Origin of the sequence: Clostridium sp. D53t1_180928_C8, assembly GCF_015667795.1 — a bacterium.
GTDB lineage: Bacteria > Bacillota > Clostridia > Clostridiales > Clostridiaceae > Clostridium.
Genome location: NZ_JADPEL010000126.1, coordinates 1 through 1,479, shown reverse-complemented (window position 1 = coordinate 1,479; position 1,479 = coordinate 1). Strand labels below are relative to the sequence as shown.

The 1,479-nt window shown below is 28.7% G+C and carries 1 protein-coding gene; it reads right to left on the bottom strand.

Annotation, left to right across the window (positions count from 1 at the left end):
* Positions 1 to 178: 178 nt before the first annotated feature.
* On the bottom strand, positions 179 to 1,417 hold the full coding sequence (locus I4V51_RS20810; protein ID WP_195990343.1) for an IS256 family transposase: 1,239 nt from the start codon (positions 1,415 to 1,417) through the stop codon (positions 179 to 181).
* Positions 1,418 to 1,479: the final 62 nt, after the last annotated feature.

The window sequence follows — 1,479 nt, the reverse complement described above, 5'->3', positions numbered from 1 at the left end:
GAGACTGTAGATAATTTTGTGTAATATAGTTTCTTATAAATTAAATATTACTGGAAATTTTGATTTCCAGTAATATTTTTTTATTATCTAGAAATACTAATAATGAATTGTTCTGTTCTTTTATATTATCTAACAAAAATTAGATAATATACATAAAATTTATAAAAAGTACAAGCTTTTATGCTAGTTCATCTTTTAATTCTTCACTAAAGAATAATGTTAGCTCCGCTAGCGTAGCACCCCAATTTGGAGTTGGTTGAGTCCATTTTTCCATTATTTCCATAGTCGCTAGATATACACACTTATTTAAAGATTCATCTGTAGGAAATATAGTTCTAGATTTAGTATACTTACGTACTTGCCTATTGAATCCTTCAAGTGCATTAGTTGTATAAATTATCCTTCTTATTCTAGGAGAGAAAGCAAAGAACGTAGATAGATTATTCCAATTGTTATACCATGAATCTATAACCATTCCATAACTATTTCCCCAAGTATCTTTTAATTTATCTAGCTGCGCTAACGCAAGTTCTTCTGTAGTAGCTTTATAGACTTCTTTTAAATCTCTCATAAACGCTTTTTTATCTTTTGAAGCTATGTATTTAATAGAATTTCTTATTTGATGAACAATACATGTTTGTATATTAGCTGATGGAAATACAGTCTGAATAGCTTGTGGTAATCCCTTTAGTCCATCCATACATGCTATTAAGATTTCCTTTACACCTCTATTTTTTAAGTCATTACAAATACTTAACCAGAATTTAGCTCCTTCAGCTTCATCAACCCATAATCCAAGAATATCTTTATATCCTTCCATGGTATATCCCAAACAAATATATACAGCTTTATTAACTATTTTTCCATTGCTTCTAACTTTAAAGTACATAGCATCTAAATAAACTATTGGATATATCTTATCTAACATCCTATTTTGCCATTCGGTAGCGGTAGCTATTACTTTATCTGTTATTTTAGAAACCATTGATGGTGATATTGTTATTCCATATAGATCTTCTATTTCAGCTTGAATATCACTAGTAGTCATTCCCTTAGCATAAAGAGAAATTATTTTTTTATCCAACTCATTGCAAACAGTTTCGTATTTTTTTACAATTTGAGGCTCAAATTCAGCTTTTCTATCTCTAGGAATATCAAGATCTACATCCCCAAATGAACTTCTTAAATTCTTTTGACTATATCCATTTCTATAATTTCTTTGTTCAGGTTCAATATTATTTTGTCGTTGATATTTATCTCTACCAAGATGTTCATCCATTTCTGCCTCAAGTATATTTTCTAGTACATCTTTAACTAGTTTTTGAACGAGACCGTTCTTTCCAAGAACGTCATCGATTGTTTTACACTTTTTAACTTCTTCATTATAATCAAAGTTGATTTCGTTTTTTCTTGTCATTAAAAAACCTCCTAAAAAATCTTTATAGTATATTATTCCAAATCTACCAACTTATCATACAA